Origin of the sequence: Micrococcus porci (genome assembly GCF_020097155.1) — a bacterium.
Taxonomy (GTDB): Bacteria; Actinomycetota; Actinomycetes; order Actinomycetales; family Micrococcaceae; genus Micrococcus; species Micrococcus porci.
The window spans coordinates 2,291,647-2,306,536 of record NZ_CP083691.1 but is presented as its reverse complement, the minus strand read 5'-3'; the positions used below and the strand labels follow the sequence as shown (position 1 = coordinate 2,306,536).

The window sequence follows — 14,890 nt, the reverse complement described above, 5'->3', positions numbered from 1 at the left end:
GACTAGATGTGATGTCCAGGGAGGTTGTTGAGCCTGCTGGCAGGTGCGGCTCCGATCGCGGAGTGGACTCGGTGATGATTGTAGAAGTGCACCCACCCAGGCAACGCGGCCCTGCGTTCGGTCTCTGAGCCGTAGAACTTGGCGTAGGCCCACCCGTCAGCGAGCGTGCGATGGAACCGCTCGATCTTCCCGTTCGTCTGCGGTCGGTAGGGCCGAGTCCGCTTGGGCTTGATCCCGAGCTCGGTGCAAGCATCCCGCCAGGCATGCGAGCGGTAGGCCGAACCGTTGTCCGAGAGCACCCGCTCCACCTCCACGCCCAGCTGCGCGAAGTGAGCGACCGCGCGGCGCAGCACCGCGATGGCGGTCTGGCTGCGTTCGTCGGAGTGCATCTCGACATACGCGAAGCGGGAGTGGTCATCGATCACGGTGTGCAGGAAGCCCACCCCGAGCCGGGGCTGGTATCGGGCATCACGGGTTCCTTCTCGGTCCGAAGTCGCCGCGCGGTGCTTCATGCCCTGCTGACGCCCGACGAATCGGTGCCCGCCCCCGTCGGGGATGCGTCCGAACTTCGTGACGTCAACGTGGATCAGCGAGCCGGGGTGGGGGTGCTCATAGCGGCGGATCGGCTCGGCGGTGACCCGGTCCAGACGGGCGAGGCGGTTGATCCGGCAACGCACGAGCACGGCATGGACGGTGGATGCCGGCATCCCGAGTTCTGAGGCGATCTGCACGGGCCCCAGGCGCCGGCGCCATCGGGCGGCCACGATCTGTTTCACCACCGCAGGCGGTGTTCTGGTCGGCATCGTGGACGGCCGGCTGGACCGGTCGACCATGCCTGCAGGTCCCTCGGCCCGGAAGCGTGTGGCCCATTTGCGGGCGGTGGGTGGGGAGACCATGAACATCTTGGCCGCGGTGGCGACCGGCCAGTGCTCCTCGACGATGAGCTTGGCCAGGCGTAGACGGGCGCGAGGGGTCAGGGCGGCGTTAGCGTGGGACATGAAGGCCTTCTGTTCGCGTGAGCGGTTTCTTGACAACTCCACTCTCGCAACAGGAGGCCTTCGCCTGTCAGCTGCTCACGCAACAACGTCCCTGGACATCACAACTAGAATCACATGCACGTGACCGGCAACACCACGCCGGAGCGTTCCGCCGCCCCGCACCCCGGGGCCCGAGCAGAGGACTTCCATGACCGACGTGCACCTCCCGGAGCAGGACGCCCCACCGCGTTCCGACCGTCCCGCCGAGCAGCTGCAGGTCCTCACCCCGGACGGCCGACGCTCGCCCTCCCCGGAGCTCGACCCCTGGCTGACCGACGTCGACGAGGAGATGCTGGCGCGGCTGCACCGGGAGCTGACGCTGGTGCGCCGGCTGGACACCGAGGCCACCCACCTGCAGCGCCAGGGGCGGCTCGCGCTGTGGCCGCCGCTGCGGGGCCAGGAGGCCTCCCAGGTGGGGGCGGCCGCCGCGCTCCGGCCGGCCGACCACGTGTTCCCCTCCTACCGCGAGAACGGCCTGTGCCTGCTGCGCGGCGTGGAGGCCGGGGAGCTGCTGCGCGTGTGGAGCGGGTCCTCCTTCTCCGGCTGGGACCCGGCGGCCACGGGGGTCGCCACCCAGCAGCTGGTCATCGGCGCGCAGACGCTGCACGCGGTCGGCTACGCGATGGGCGTCCAGCGCGACGCGGCGGACGTCTCCACCCTGGTGTGCTTCGGCGACGGCGCCACGAGCGAGGGCGACGTCCACGAGGCCATGGTGTTCGCGGCCTCCTATCAGGCACCGGTGGTGTTCTTCTGCCAGAACAACCACTGGGCCATCTCCGAGCCGGTGGGGCTGCAGGCCCGACGGAGCATCGCGGACCGAGCCTGGGGCTACGGCATCCCCGCCCTGCGGGTGGACGGCAACGACGTCCTGGCCGTCCTCGCGGCGGTCCGGCGCGGCGTCGACCGGGCCGCCGCCGGGGCCGGTCCCATGTTCGTCGAGGCGGTCACCTACCGGATGGGCGCCCACACCACCGCCGACGACCCCACGCGCTACCAGGATCCGGCGGAGCTGGAGGCGTGGGCGCGACGCGACCCGCTGGAGCGGCTCACGGCCCACCTGCGGGACGTCGGGGCGGACGCGGACGCCGTCGTCGACGCCTCGGAGGCGGCCGCGGACGACCTCGCCGCGCGGATGCGGGCAGACCTGGACGCGCTCCCCGAGGAGGGTCCGGAGGCCCTCTTCGCGCACGTGTACGCCGAGCCCCACCAGGAGCTGGCGCGCCAGCAGCGCGACCTGCAGCTGCACCTGGACGGCCTCGACGCGGGGGAGGAGCAGGCATGAGCGAGCAGATGACGTTCGGCCGCGCGCTCAACCGCGGCCTGCACCGGGCCCTGGCCGACGATCCGAAGGTCCTGCTCATGGGCGAGGACATCGGGCGCCTGGGCGGCGTCTTCCGGATCACCGACGGGCTCCAGGAGGAGTTCGGGGTCGACCGGGTCGTGGACACGCCCCTGGCGGAGGCCGGGATCGTCGGCACCGCGATCGGCCTGGCACTGCGGGGCTACCGGCCGGTGGTGGAGATCCAGTTCGACGGGTTCCTCTACCCGGCCTTCGACCAGATCGTCGCGAACCTCGCGAAGCTGCGCGCCCGCACGCGGGGGCGGGTGGCCGTGCCGGTGACCATCCGGATCCCCTACGGTGGCGGCATCGGCTCTCCGGAGCACCACTGCGAGTCCCCGGAGGCCTACTTCCTGCACACCCCGGGCCTGCGGGTCGTCTCCCCGAGCTCCCCGCAGGCGGGCTACGAGATGATCCGCGCGGCGATCGCCTCGGACGATCCCGTCGTGTTCTTCGAGCCCAAGCGCCGGTACCACGACAAGGGCCCGGTGGACCTGGACGCGGCACCGGGACCGCTCTCCGTCGGGCGGGTGCTGCGTCCCGGCGCGGACGTCACCCTCGTGGCCTATGGGCCGCTGGTGAAGACCGCCCTGCAGGCCGCCGAGGTCGCGGAGCAGGAGGGCGTGAGCGTGGAGCTGATCGACCTGCGCAGCCTCTCCCCGCTCGACACGGGGCTCGTCGAGGCGTCCGTGCGACGCACGGGGCGACTGGTGGTGGCGCACGAGGCCTCCCGCACCGGCGGCCTCGGCGCCGAGCTCGTGGCCACGGTGGCGGAGCGCGCCTTCCACTGGCTGGAGTCCCCGCCCGTCCGGGTCACGGGCCTGGACATCCCCTACCCGCCGGCCACGCTCGAGCACCTGCACCTGCCGGACCTCGACCGGATCCTCGAGGGCGTCGATCGCGCCCTCGGCCGGCCGAACCCCCAGGACGCGGTGGACGCGTTCGCCCCGCCCCAGACCGCGGAGGACTTCCTCTCCGCCCGCGCCGACTCCTCGGAGGTCCCCGCATGACCCGCACGGTGTTCCGCCTCCCCGACCTCGGCGAGGGCCTGACCGAGTCCGACCTGGTGACCTGGCGTGTGAGCGCGGGCGACGACGTCGTCCTGAACCAGGTGCTGGCCGAGGTCGAGACCGCCAAGGCCGTGGTCGAGGTGTCCAGCCCGTACGCCGGCACCGTCGCCGAGCTGCACGCCCAGGAGGGGCAGACGGTGGACGTGGGGTCGCCCCTGGTCACCTTCGACCTGCCCGGCGACGACGCGGCCCCGTCCGACGGGCCCGCGGCGGACGGTCGCGTGCCCACCCTGGTGGGCTACGGGGCGGCGCCGGAGAGCGGCGCCCCCGCACGCCGCCGCCGCCGGCCCGCCTCGTCCGCGGGAGAGTCCACGCCGGAGACGGGCACGTCCGCGGAGCCCGCCCCCGCGCCCGCAGAGTCGGCTCCCGCTGAGCGCCCGCGCTCGACGCCCCCGGTGCGGCTCCTGGCCCGCCGGCTGGGCGTGGACCTGGAGTCGGTGACCGGCTCCGGCGACCACGGCGTGATCACCCGCGCGGACGTCGACGCGGCCGCCCGCGCGGCCTCGGACTCGGCCGGGTCCGAGGCACCCGCCGAGGCCGACGCGGCTCCGGGCGTGCGCACGCTGGGAGGCCGCCCGCGCGTCGTGGTGGAGCAGGTCCGCGGGGTGCGCAAGGCGACCGCGCAGGCCATGGTCTCCTCCGCCTTCACCGCCCCGCACGTCACGGAGTTCCTCACCGTGGACGTCACGGAGTCGATGGAGCTGCTGGACGAGCTCCGGCGGGACCGCGCCTTCCGGGACGTCAAGGTCACGCCCATGACCCTGGCGCTGCGGGCCTGCGTCCTCGCCATGGAGCGGACCCCCGAGGTCAACGCCCGCTGGAACGGGCAGGACGGGACCATCGAGCGCCGGCACTTCGTGAACCTCGGCATGGCCGCGGCCACGCCCCGCGGCCTGCTCGTGCCCCACGTGAAGGACGCCCAGGCGCTGGACCTGCGGGGGCTGGCCGTGGAGGTCGCGGCGCTCACGGAGCGCGCGCGGGCGGGGACCCTGACCCCGGCCGAGCTCACGGGCGGCACCTTCACCCTCACCAACGTCGGGGTGTTCGGGGTCGACTCCGGCACGCCGATCATCCACCCCGGCGAGGCCGCCATCCTCTGCCTCGGCGCGGTGCGGACCCAGCCGTGGGAGCACCGCGGGCAGATCGCGCTGCGTCAGGTCGTGACGCTGTCGCTGTCCTTCGACCACCGCCTGGTGGACGGCGAGCAGGGCTCGCGGTTCCTCGCGGACGTGGGCGCGATGCTCCGACGGCCCGGGATGACCTTGGCGCTCGTCTGAGCGGGAGGACCCGCAACGCCTGCGCCGGGCCCCGGCTCAGGCGCCGGGGAGCTCCAGGACGAGCTCCTCGACGACCTCCGCGCGGGCGTTGGAGAACACCTTCTCCCGGCCGACCTCGCGGAAGCCGCGCCGGGTGAGGACCTTGACGGAGCCGAGGTTGTCCTCGGGGACGTGGGCGCGCACGGGACGCTCCCGATGGGTCGAGAGGAACTCGTCCACGGCGGACGTCGTCAGGCCCTGGCCCCAGAACTCGCGGGCGACCCAGAAGGACAGCTCGTCCACGCCGTCGACCCGGGTGCACACCAGGGCGCCCACGGGGCGGCCCTCGTGCTCGATGGTCCGGACCTCGGTGGCGTCGTCGCCGAGCAGGTGGGCCCAGTGGTAGTCGAACACACCGCGGTCCGAGGGGTTCCGGGGGGCGAAGGCGGACATGAGGTTGGCGCGCTCGTCCTGCTGGTGGAGGAAGAACGCGTCCAGGTCGTCCGGGCGGACGTCACGCAGGGGCACGACGCTGCACCTCTCTGTGCTGGCGGCCCGCGGGGGGCGGGCCTGCGGTGCCGCTCACGGTACCACCGGAGGCTCCGGGCGGGCCGTCCCCCCGGGCGTCCGGGCCGCCGCCCAGGCCATGCCGATGAGCGCGTCCCGACGTGCGCCGCGGTCCGCCCGGGAGCGGCGCACGGAGAACGGCGTCGAGTTGATGAGGCCGAGCAGTGCCTGGGTGCGGAACCGGGCGGTGGCGTGATCCTCGCCGGGGTGGAGGCGGCGCAGCTGGGCGCCCCACAGGTCGATGTACCGGCGCTGCACACGGGTGATCTCGGCGCCGTCGGCCGGCGGCAGGGAGGACATGTCCCGCCCCTGCACGCGGATGACGTCGCGGTTGGCCAGGGCGAAGTCGGTGTGGAAGGCGATCAGGTCGTGGACGGCCTCGGCGCCGGACAGTCCGCGGGCGGCCACGGCCTCGGCGCCGTCGAGGAGGAAGAGGCTGGCGCTCGAGAGGATCTCCACCAGGACGGCTGCCTTGCCGGCGAAGTGTCGGTAGATCCCCGGGCCGCTGATCCCCGCGGCGGCCCCGATGTCCTCCAGGCGGGTGGCCTCGTAGCCGTGGGCTGCGAAGAGCCGGGCCGCGGCGGCGAGCAGCTCCGCGCGACGACGGGCCTTGGCCCGCTCCCGCGGGGTGCCCGTGGGGCCGGGGGCGGCGGTGTCGGGGGCGTGGGGCATGCGCCCACTGTAGTGACCCGCGTCCGCGGACCCCCGGGGATCGGGGGAGGGGCCTCGTGACGCGGGGGTCATGCCGGGCAGTCGGGTTGACGAGGCTGTGCGCCTGCATTCACAGTGTGATGGTCATCACAGTGATCCGCGTCACACGCGGCGCACGTCCCACCATCCTCGGGAGGCCCCCCATGTCCACCGGCCCGCACACACCGCCGGCCCCCACGCCCGCGCAGTTCCGCGCGGCGCAGGACTCGCCGGAGTTCCGTGAACTCCGCCGCACCCAGCGCTCCTTCGCGTTCCCCATGACGGTCACGTTCTTCGTCTGGTACCTGCTCTTCGTGATCCTGGGGGCGTTCTTCCCCCAGGTCATGGCCGTTCGCCTGGGCGGCAACATCACCCTCGGCCTCGTGCTCGGACTCCTGCAGTTCGTCACGACGTTCGCCATCACGTTCGCCTACGTGCGGTTCTCCAACCGCGTCCTCGACCCGCGCGCCGCCGCCCTGCGCGAGCGCCTGGAGCGCGAGGCCGCCGGCGCCGCCCCCGAGACTCCGGAGGTCGCCCTGTGAGCACCTTCGCACTGCCCCTCGCCGCCGCCGTCGGCGACCCGGTCGTCAACATCGGCATCTTCGTCGCCTTCGTGGCGGTCACCCTCGTGATCGTCATCCGCGCGTCCAAGAAGAACGCCTCGGCCGCGGACTACTACGCCGGCGGCCGCGGGTTCTCGGGCACGCAGAACGGCACCGCCATCGCCGGCGACTACCTCTCCGCGGCGTCCTTCCTGGGCATCGTGGGCGCCATCGCCCTCTACGGGTACGACGGCTTCCTCTACTCGATCGGCTTCCTGGTGGCATGGCTGGTGGCCCTGCTGCTCGTGGCCGAGCTGCTGCGCAACACCGGCAAATTCACGATGGCGGACGTGCTCTCCTTCCGCCTGCGCCAGAAGCCGGTGCGCATCGCGGCCGCCTTCGGCACCATGGCCGTCTGCCTCTTCTACCTGCTGGCGCAGATGGCCGGCGCCGGCGGCCTCGTGGCCCTGCTGCTGAACATCACGGACAAGGGCGGTCAGGCCCTCGTGATCGTGATCGTCGGCGTGCTGATGATCGTCTACGTGCTCGTCGGCGGCATGAAGGGCACCACCTACGTGCAGATCATCAAGGCGATCCTGCTGATCACCGGCGCGGGCGTCATGACCCTCTGGTCCCTGGCCCTCTTCGGGTTCGACTTCAACGCCATGATGGGCGCCGCCGTCCAGCTCAACCCCCAGGGCGAGGCGATCCTGGAGCCCGGCCTGCAGTACGGCAAGAACTTCACCACCCGCCTGGACTTCCTGTCTCTGGGCCTGGCCCTGGTGCTGGGCACCGCCGGCCTGCCGCACGTGCTGATGCGCTTCTACACGGTGCCGACGGCCAAGGAGGCCCGCACGTCCGTGGTCTGGGCCATCGTGCTCATCGGCGCGTTCTACCTCTTCACCCTGGTGCTGGGCTACGGCGCCGGCGCGCTCATCGGCCCGGAGAAGATCCTCGCCGCGCCCGGCGGCGTGAACTCCGCCGCCCCGCTGCTCGCGTTCGAGCTGGGCGGGTCCATCCTGCTGGGACTGATCTCCGCGGTGGCCTTCGCGACCATCCTCGCGGTGGTGGCCGGCCTGGCCCTGACGGCGGCGGCGTCGTTCGCCCACGACGTCTGGGGCTCCGTGATCGCGAAGGAGCCCCTGACGCCCGAGGAGGAGGTCCGCATCGGCAAGATCACCGTGGTCGTCATCGGCGTCCTCGCGATCGTCGGCGGCATCGCCGCGCAGGGCCAGAACGTCGCGTTCCTCGTGGCCCTGGCCTTCGCGGTGGCGGCCTCGGCGAACCTGCCGACCATCCTCTACTCGCTGTTCTGGAGGGGCTTCACGACGCGCGGCGCCGTGTGGTCCATGTACGGCGGCCTGATCGCCTCGATCGTCCTGATCGTGCTCTCCCCGGTGATGTCCGGGGCGGAGACCTCGATGATCCCCACGGCGGACTTCGCGGTGTTCCCGCTGAAGAACCCGGGCATCGTGTCCATCCCGCTGGCCTTCGTCCTGGGCTGGCTGGGCTCGGTGACCTCGAAGGACGTCGAGGACCCGGACAAGCAGGCCGAGATGGAGGTCCGCTCCCTCACCGGCGTCGGCGCGGAGAAGCCCGTGGCCCACTGAGGCGGCCGGCGGCCCGGCCGTCGTGCCCTCGGCGTCCGTCCAGACGCCGCTGGCATGATGGCCGGGTGACGCACGGATCCCTCACCGACTACACGTTCCCCGCCGACCACGGCCCGGGGGCCTCCGACGGGGCCTGCCGGGCCGTGGCGCTGGTCGGGTCCACCGGCTCGATCGGCACGCAGGGCCTGGACGTGATCGCCCAGGCCCCCGAGCGGTTCCGCGCGGTGGCCCTGTCCGGGGGCGCGAACACCGCGCTGCTCGCGGAGCAGGCCGTGGCCCACGGGGTCGAGGCGGTCGGCTCCGCCGCGGCCTCCGAGGAAGAGCTGCGCGCGGCCCTGGCCGACGCCGCCGCCCGCCTGCGCCGCCCCGACCCGCGCCCCGCCCTCTTCACCGGACCCGAGGCGGCCGCGCGGATCGCGGCCTGGGAGGGCGCGGACACCGTGCTCAACGGGATCACCGGGTCCATCGGCCTGGCCCCCACACTTGCCGCACTGCGCGCCGGCCACCGGCTGGCGCTCGCCAACAAGGAGTCGCTGATCGTGGGCGGGGCACTGGTCAAGGCCGCCGCCGCGCCCGGCCAGCTCGTCCCCGTGGACTCGGAGCACTCGGCGCTGGCGCAGGCGCTGCGCGGCGGCACGGCGGGCGAGGTGCGCCGGCTCGTCCTCACGGCCTCCGGAGGGCCGTTCCGCGGCTTCTCGGCGGCGCAGCTCGCCGAGGTCACCCCGGCCCAGGCACTCGCCCACCCCACCTGGGACATGGGCCGGGTGGTGACCACCAACTCCGCGTCCCTGGTGAACAAGGCCCTCGAGGTGATCGAGGCGCACCTGCTCTTCGACGTCCCGCTGGAGCGGATCGACGTGGTGGTCCACTCGCAGTCGGTGGTGCACTCCATGGTCGAGTTCACGGACGGCTCCACCCTGGCCCAGGCCTCCCCGCCGGACATGCGCCTGCCCATCGCCCTCGGCATCGGATGGCCGCACCGCGTCCTGGGGGCGGCCGCCGGCTGCGACTGGACGCAGGCCGCGCAGTGGACCTTCGAGCCGCTCGACGAGGCGGCGTTCCCGGCGGTGTCCCTCGCCAAGGAGGCCGCGGCGTCGTCCGACACCCACATGGCCGTGTTCAACGCGGCCAACGAGGAGGCCGTGGACGCGTTCCACGGCGGGCGCATCCGCTTCGACCAGATCGTGGAGACCGTCCGCGCCGTCCTGGGCGAGTACCGGCCGGACGGGGTGCTCGCCGCCGCCGGGGCGGATCCGGACGAGCTGACCGTCGAGGCCGTCCTCGCGGCCGAGGACTGGGCCCGCGCCGCCGCGCGCGGGCGCTGGTGAGCGCCGTGGAGGCGCTGTGGTTCGTGGGCGGCGTGGTCGTCGTCGCCCTGGGGCTGGCCCTGTCCATCGCCCTGCACGAGGTCGGCCACCTGGTCCCGGCCAAGCTGTTCGGCGTGCGGGTCACGCAGTACATGGTGGGCTTCGGCCCCACCGTGGCGTCCTGGCGGCGCGGCGAGACCGAGTACGGGATCAAGGCGTTCCCGCTGGGCGGGTACGTGGCGATGGTCGGGATGCTGCCCCCGCCGAAGGGCGGCACCGTGGCCCGCACGGGGTCCACGGGCTTCCGCGCCCGGGCCGGGCGCATGGCCGACGACGCGCGGGCGCAGGCCGCTGAGGAGATCACCGCGGCCGACGAGGGGCGCCAGTTCATCCAGCTGCCCGTGTGGAAGCGCGTGGTCATCATGCTCGGCGGCCCCTTCGTGAACCTGCTGATCGCGCTGGCGCTCACCGCGGTGCTGGTGAGCACCCTCGGGGTGGCCCGGCCGTCGACGACGGCGGACGAGGTGTTCCAGTGCGTCGTCTCCCAGTCGGAGCAGCAGTCCCGGGCAGCGGACGGCGGGGCCGCCCAGGACTGCCGCCCGGGCGACCCCGCGGCGCCGGCCTACGAGGCCGGTCTGCGCCCGGGGGACCGGGTGGTCTCCTTCGACGGCAGGGACGTCGGCTCGTGGGCGGAGCTCTCCACGGCCATCCGCGCCCGCGCCGGGCAGGCCACGGCCATCGCCTGGGAGCGGGACGGGACCCGCACGGAGTCCACCCTCACCCCGCTGCTCACCGAGCGGCCCGTGACCGACGCGCTCGGCGTCCCCGAGCGCGGGGCGGACGGCGGCGTGAAGACGGAGCCGGTCGGCTTCATCGGACTCGCCTCCCGGCAGGAGACCGTCACGCTCGCCCCGTGGGAGGCCGTGCCGCTCGTCGGCCGGCAGGCGCAGGGCGTCGTCGGCGTGATCCTCGCGCTGCCGCAGCGGCTGTGGGACACCGCCGTCGCGGTGGTCACCCCGGCCCCGCGCGACCCGAACGGCCCGATGTCCGTGGTGGGTGTCGGGAGGATCGCGGGGGAGGCGGCCGCGCTGGACACGGCGTCGCCGGCGGACAAGGCGGCCCTGCTGCTCTCGCTGGTGGCGGGCGTCAACGTGGCCCTGCTGGTGTTCAACCTCATCCCGCTGCTGCCCCTCGACGGCGGCCACGTCGCCGGCGCGCTCTGGGAGGGGCTGCGCCGTGGCTGGGCCCGCCTGCGCGGCCGCCCCGACCCGGGCCCGTTCGACCTGGCCGTGATGATGCCGCTGACCTACGTCGTCGGCGCCGCGATGCTCGCCATGGGCGTGCTGCTGATCGTGGCGGACATCGTCAAGCCCGTCCAGCTGTTCTGATCCCGCCGCCCCCGTCCTGTGCCCACCCCGCCCGAGCCCGCCCCGGGGCCCCGGGCCTAGGATGGGTGCGACGTCCCCGGGCGGCCCGTGCCGCCCACCGCGAATCCGTGAGGAGCCACCGTGCCTGTCAGCCTTGGAATGCCGTCCGCCCCGCCGCCCGTGCTGGCCCCGCGCCGGCGGACCCGGCAGATCCAGGTGGGCCGGGTCGGCGTGGGCTCGGAGCACCCGGTCTCCGTGCAGTCCATGACCACCACGAAGACCCACGACATCGGCGCGACCCTGCAGCAGATCGCGGAGCTCACCGCCGCCGGCTGCGACATCGTGCGCGTCGCCTGCCCCACGGACAAGGACGCGGACGCGCTGAAGGTCATCGCGCAGCAGTCCACCATCCCCGTGATCGCGGACATCCACTTCCAGCCCAAGTACGTGTTCGCCGCGATCGAGGCCGGCTGCGGCGCGGTGCGCGTGAACCCGGGCAACATCAAGAAGTTCGACGACAAGGTCAAGGAGATCGCCCAGGCGGCCACCGAGCACGGCACCTCGCTGCGCATCGGCGTCAACGCCGGCTCCCTGGACCCCCGCCTCCTCCAGAAGCACGGCAAGGCCACCCCGGAGGCCCTCGTCGAGTCCGCGGTGTGGGAGGCGTCCCTCTTCGAGGAGCACGGCTTCAAGGACTTCAAGATCTCCGTGAAGCACAACGACCCGGTGATCATGGCCCGCGCCTACGAGCTCCTCGCCGAGCAGGGCGACTGGCCGCTGCACCTCGGCGTCACCGAGGCCGGCCCCGCCTTCCAGGGCACCATCAAGTCCGCCACCGCCTTCGGCTACCTGCTCGGCAAGGGCATCGGCGACACCATCCGTGTGTCCCTCTCCGCCCCGCCGGTCGAGGAGGTCAAGGTCGGCCTGCAGATCCTGCAGTCCCTCAACCTCCGCGAGCGGAAGCTGGAGATCGTCTCCTGCCCCTCCTGCGGCCGCGCCCAGGTGGACGTGTACACGCTGGCCGAGCAGGTCACCGAGGGCCTCAAGGACGTCACCGTGCCGCTGCGCGTGGCCGTCATGGGCTGCGTCGTCAACGGCCCGGGCGAGGCCCGCGAGGCCGACCTCGGCGTCGCCTCCGGCAACGGCAAGGGCCAGATCTTCGTCAAGGGCGAGGTCATCCGCACCGTGCCCGAGGACCAGATCGTGGACACCCTCATCGAGGAGGCCCGCCGCATCGCGGCGGAGATGGGCCACGAGGACGGCGAGGGTGAGGCTGCGCCCGCCGGTGCCCCGTCGGTCACCGTCCACTGACGTGGACCTCGCCGCCGCGTCGGACGGCCGGGTGCGGGTCCTCACGGATGCGGACACCCCGGCGCTGACGGCGCTCGCGGCCGCGGACCCGGTGGCGAACGTCCACGCGGCGTCCCTGCTGGAGGCCGGCCGCCTGGCCGGCCCCCGGGGCGGGCGCGCGGACGGCACCCTGTTCCTCGGCGTGGAGGACCCGGACCGGCCGGGCGCACTGCGCTCGGCCTGCTGGGTGGGATCCACGGTGGTGCCCCTGGCCGGCCACGACGACGACGTCCCCGCCCTCGCGGCCTCCGTCGCCGCGCTGCGGCGCCGGTTCGCGTCCGTGTACGGCCCGGCGGTGACGGTGCTGGCCGTCGGCCGCACCCTGCGGGACGCCGGCCACCGGCCGCGCGCCGTGCGGGAGGAACAGCCGCTGATGGTGCATGCGCGCACTCCGGGGGACCTGGTCCCGGACCCCGCGGTGCGGGCGGCCGCGCCGGGGGAGTGGGAGTCGGTGGTGCCGGCGAGCGCGGCGATGTTCGAGGAGGAGCTGGGCTTCTCCCCGTTCCTCACCGGCGCCGCCCAGTACCGGGACCGCGTGCGCCGCCTGGTGGCCGACGGCCGGGTGTTCACGGCCCCGGGCGAGCCGGTGGTGGACGACCCCACCTCGGGGGTGCGCTTCAAGGCGGACATCGGACTGCTCTCCGCCTCGTGCGTGCAGGTCCAGGGGGTGTGGCTGCACCCCTCCCGGCGCGGCCGCGGCGAGGCAGCCCCGGCGATGGCCGCCGCCGTCGCCCTGATGGCCCGCCGCGCCCCCGCGGTGAGCCTGTACGTCAACGGCTTCAACACCCCGGCCCTGCGCACCTACGAGCGCGTGGGCTTCGAGCGCGTCGGGACGTTCGCCACGGTGCTGTACTGAGGCCCCCGGCGGGGGCACGGCGGCGCGCGGGCTAGGATCGGCGGGAGCATTCCCGCCCCACATCTGAGGAGTCCCGGCATGGCCCTGCGCATGTCCACCCTGTTCCTGCGGACCCTGCGCGACGACCCGGCCGACGCCGAGGTGGCCAGCCACAAGCTGATGGTCCGCGCCGGCTACATCCGCCGTGCCGCCCCCGGCATCTACACCTGGCTGCCGCTGGGACTGAAGGTGCTGGCCAAGGTGGAGCAGATCGTGCGCGAGGAGATGGACGCGATCGGCGCCCAGGAGGTGCACTTCCCGGCGCTGCTGCCGAGGGAGCCCTACGAGGCCACGGGGCGCTGGGAGGAGTACGGCGACGGGCTGTTCCGCCTGCAGGACCGCAGGGGCAACGACTACCTCCTGGCCCCCACGCACGAGGAGATGTTCACGCTCCTGGTGAAGGACCTGTACTCCTCGTACAAGGACCTGCCCGCGTACCTGTACCAGATCCAGACGAAGTACCGGGACGAGGCCCGCCCGCGCGCCGGCCTGCTGCGCGGGCGCGAGTTCATCATGAAGGACTCCTACTCCTTCACGGTGGACGACGCCGGCCTGGACGCCGCGTACGAGGCCCACCGGGCCGCCTACCTGCGGATCTTCGACCGCCTCGGCCTCGAGGTCGTGCCGGTGCGGGCCACCTCCGGTGCGATGGGCGGCTCCCGCTCCGAGGAGTTCCTGCACCCCACCGAGGTGGGCGAGGACACCTTCGTCGAGTCCGACGGCGGCTACCGGGCCAACGTCGAGGCCGTCACCACGGTGGCCCCCGCCCCGCTGGACGAGGCGGCCATGGCGGCCCTGCCCGCCGCCGAGGTGAAGGACACCCCCGCGTCCACCACCATCGCCGCGCTCGTGGACGTCTCCAATGAGCTCCTCCCGCGCGAGGACCGCCCGTGGGAGGCCGCGGACACCCTCAAGTGCGTGGTGCTCACCGCCGTCGTCGAGGGCGGGGAGCGCCGGCAGTTCGTCGTCGCCGTGCCGGGCGACCGCGAGGTGGACCTCAAGCGCCTCGAGGCGTCCGTGGGCCCGGCCCTGGGCCTGGTCGGCGAGCCGGACCTGGAGGCCGCCACCGCCGAGGACCTGAAGCGGCACCCGTCCCTGGTCAAGGGTTACATCGGCCCCGGCGCGGGCCCGGACGGCACCCCGGTTCTCGGAGCCGAGGACTCGGTCTCCGGGCTGCCCTTCCTGGTGGACCCGCGGATCGCCGCGGGCACCGTATGGATGACCGGCGCCAACGCGGACCAGAAGCACGCCTTCGGCCTCGTCGCCGGCCTTGACTTCACCTGGGACGGCGTCGTGGAGGCCACCGTCGTGCGCGAGGGCGACCCGGCGCCGGACGGCTCCGGCCCGCTGCACACGCGCCGCGGCATGGAGATGGGCCACATCTTCCAGCTCGGCCGCAAGTACGCCGAGGCGCTGGACCTGAAGGTCCTGGACGAGAACGGCAGGCAGGTCGTCGTGACCATGGGCTCCTACGGCATCGGCGTCACCCGCGCCGTCGCCGCGATCGCCGAGCGCTACCACGACGAGAAGGGCCTGGTCTGGCCGCGCGCCGTCGCCCCGGCGGACGTGCACGTCGTCGTCGCCACCAAGGGCGAGGACGGTGTGCAGGCCGCCCTCGACCTCGCCGCGCGGCTCGAGGAGCGCGGTCTCACCGTGATCGTCGACGACCGCCCCAAGGTCAGCCCCGGCGTGAAGTTCAAGGACGCCGAGCTGGTCGGCGTGCCGACCGCCGTCGTGGTGGGCCGCGGCCTGGCCGACGGGGAGCTGGAGCTCAAGGACCGCGCCACGGGCGCTTCCCGGGCGATCGCGCTGGACTCCGCCGTGGACGAGGTCCTCGCGGAGGTCCGCCCGCAGGGCTGA

General features: G+C 73.6%; 13 protein-coding genes. 10 read left to right on the top strand and 3 right to left on the bottom strand.

Annotated features, from left to right (window positions below):
• Positions 1–2: 2 nt before the first annotated feature.
• Complete coding sequence (locus tag KW076_RS10870) at positions 3–998, bottom strand: IS481 family transposase (RefSeq protein WP_224355348.1); 996 nt, start codon at positions 996–998, stop codon at positions 3–5.
• Positions 999–1,185: 187 nt separating this feature from the next.
• Here KW076_RS10870 and KW076_RS10865 point away from each other — a divergent pair, with 187 nt between their 5' ends.
• Genes KW076_RS10865 through KW076_RS10855 form a run of 3 tightly spaced genes read left to right on the top strand, consistent with a single transcriptional unit; the run spans position 1,186 to position 4,723 of the window.
• Positions 1,186–2,319, top strand: a complete 1,134-nt coding sequence (locus KW076_RS10865; RefSeq protein ID WP_224355347.1) for a thiamine pyrophosphate-dependent enzyme — start codon at positions 1,186–1,188, stop codon at positions 2,317–2,319.
• Positions 2,316–3,386, top strand: a complete 1,071-nt coding sequence (locus KW076_RS10860) for an alpha-ketoacid dehydrogenase subunit beta (RefSeq protein WP_224355346.1) — start codon at positions 2,316–2,318, stop codon at positions 3,384–3,386. The genes KW076_RS10865 and KW076_RS10860 overlap by 4 nt, the downstream gene beginning before the upstream one ends.
• Positions 3,383–4,723, top strand: coding sequence for a dihydrolipoamide acetyltransferase family protein (locus KW076_RS10855; protein ID WP_224355345.1), 1,341 nt, complete (start codon positions 3,383–3,385; stop codon positions 4,721–4,723). The genes KW076_RS10860 and KW076_RS10855 overlap by 4 nt, the downstream gene beginning before the upstream one ends.
• Before the next feature lie 36 nt (positions 4,724–4,759).
• Here the strand turns inward: KW076_RS10855 and KW076_RS10850 are convergent, their stop codons facing one another.
• Positions 4,760–5,230, bottom strand: a complete 471-nt coding sequence (locus tag KW076_RS10850; RefSeq protein ID WP_224355344.1) for a GNAT family N-acetyltransferase — start codon at positions 5,228–5,230, stop codon at positions 4,760–4,762.
• Positions 5,231–5,284: 54 nt separating this feature from the next.
• The gene (locus tag KW076_RS10845) at positions 5,285–5,941 is read right to left on the bottom strand and encodes a TetR/AcrR family transcriptional regulator (RefSeq protein WP_224355343.1); all 657 of its coding nucleotides are present in this window, start codon (positions 5,939–5,941) and stop codon (positions 5,285–5,287) included.
• 182 nt (positions 5,942–6,123) lie between these two features.
• On the opposite strand from KW076_RS10845, the gene KW076_RS10840 reads away from it, so the two are divergent.
• From KW076_RS10840 to KW076_RS10810, 7 genes are all read left to right on the top strand, one after another.
• Complete coding sequence (locus KW076_RS10840) at positions 6,124–6,501, top strand: DUF485 domain-containing protein (RefSeq protein WP_224355342.1); 378 nt, start codon at positions 6,124–6,126, stop codon at positions 6,499–6,501.
• On the top strand, positions 6,498–8,111 hold the full coding sequence (locus tag KW076_RS10835; RefSeq protein ID WP_224355341.1) for a monocarboxylic acid transporter: 1,614 nt from the start codon (positions 6,498–6,500) through the stop codon (positions 8,109–8,111). Before KW076_RS10840 ends, KW076_RS10835 begins: the two co-directional genes overlap by 4 nt.
• Positions 8,112–8,176: 65 nt before the next feature.
• Positions 8,177–9,439 (top strand): 1-deoxy-D-xylulose-5-phosphate reductoisomerase, encoded by a 1,263-nt coding sequence (gene dxr / locus KW076_RS10830; RefSeq protein ID WP_224355340.1) that lies wholly within the window; start codon positions 8,177–8,179, stop codon positions 9,437–9,439.
• Complete coding sequence (locus KW076_RS10825) at positions 9,436–10,806, top strand: M50 family metallopeptidase (RefSeq protein WP_224355339.1); 1,371 nt, start codon at positions 9,436–9,438, stop codon at positions 10,804–10,806. The genes dxr and KW076_RS10825 overlap by 4 nt, the downstream gene beginning before the upstream one ends.
• A gap of 138 nt (positions 10,807–10,944) precedes the next feature.
• Positions 10,945–12,096 carry a flavodoxin-dependent (E)-4-hydroxy-3-methylbut-2-enyl-diphosphate synthase gene (ispG, locus tag KW076_RS10820; protein WP_224356843.1) on the top strand — a complete coding sequence of 384 codons (1,152 nt, stop codon included), beginning with the start codon at positions 10,945–10,947 and terminating at the stop codon, positions 12,094–12,096.
• Position 12,097: 1 nt separating this feature from the next.
• Positions 12,098–12,991 (top strand): GNAT family N-acetyltransferase, encoded by an 894-nt coding sequence (locus KW076_RS10815; protein WP_224355338.1) that lies wholly within the window; start codon positions 12,098–12,100, stop codon positions 12,989–12,991.
• Positions 12,992–13,069: 78 nt separating this feature from the next.
• Positions 13,070–14,890: a proline--tRNA ligase gene (locus KW076_RS10810; RefSeq protein WP_224355337.1), complete on the top strand. Its 1,821-nt coding sequence runs from the start codon at positions 13,070–13,072 to the stop codon at positions 14,888–14,890.

What these genes read in the sequence shown, in the direction of transcription:
- KW076_RS10870 (WP_224355348.1), bottom strand. Translation starts at nt 998, where the DNA reads ATGTCCCACGCTAACGCCGCCCTGACCCCTCGCGCCCGTCTACGCCTG.
- KW076_RS10865 (WP_224355347.1), top strand. Translation starts at nt 1,186, where the DNA reads ATGACCGACGTGCACCTCCCGGAGCAGGACGCCCCACCGCGTTCCGAC.
- KW076_RS10860 (WP_224355346.1), top strand. Translation starts at nt 2,316, where the DNA reads ATGAGCGAGCAGATGACGTTCGGCCGCGCGCTCAACCGCGGCCTGCAC.
- KW076_RS10855 (WP_224355345.1), top strand. Translation starts at nt 3,383, where the DNA reads ATGACCCGCACGGTGTTCCGCCTCCCCGACCTCGGCGAGGGCCTGACC.
- KW076_RS10845 (WP_224355343.1), bottom strand. Translation starts at nt 5,941, where the DNA reads ATGCCCCACGCCCCCGACACCGCCGCCCCCGGCCCCACGGGCACCCCG.
- KW076_RS10840 (WP_224355342.1), top strand. Translation starts at nt 6,124, where the DNA reads ATGTCCACCGGCCCGCACACACCGCCGGCCCCCACGCCCGCGCAGTTC.
- ispG (WP_224356843.1), top strand. Translation starts at nt 10,945, where the DNA reads ATGCCGTCCGCCCCGCCGCCCGTGCTGGCCCCGCGCCGGCGGACCCGG.
- KW076_RS10810 (WP_224355337.1), top strand. Translation starts at nt 13,070, where the DNA reads ATGGCCCTGCGCATGTCCACCCTGTTCCTGCGGACCCTGCGCGACGAC.